Consider the following 255-nt stretch of genomic DNA (forward strand, 5'->3'; position numbering starts at 1 on the left):
GCAGCGCCGGGCATAGCTAATGAGTCTGCCGGCGGTTTGCCTCCTGCCGGACTGCCTCCGTGAGATCCCGCCAGGTGCCGGCCGAGGTCTTCATCATCCGGTCGACCATCGACCGGGCGGATGCTTCGTCCCGGAAGTCGTAGGACACCTCCTGACCTCCGTCACCACCGAGGCGGCCACGGACCCGCCAGAGCTGACCGTCGGAGACCAGCCGGATATCCCGCCGGGCCATCCCGCCAAGCGGCCGGGTCGACA

At 69.0% G+C, this 255-nt stretch carries 1 protein-coding gene; it reads right to left on the minus strand.

Annotated features, from left to right (window positions below):
- Positions 1–16: 16 nt before the first annotated feature.
- On the minus strand, positions 17–255 hold a 239-nt coding region (locus I8N68_RS32580), incomplete at its 5' end, for a hypothetical protein (protein WP_200216944.1).

The sequence above is a fragment of the Micromonospora coerulea genome (assembly GCF_016598485.1).
In the GTDB taxonomy this organism is placed as follows: Bacteria; Actinomycetota; Actinomycetes; order Mycobacteriales; family Micromonosporaceae; genus Micromonospora; species Micromonospora coerulea.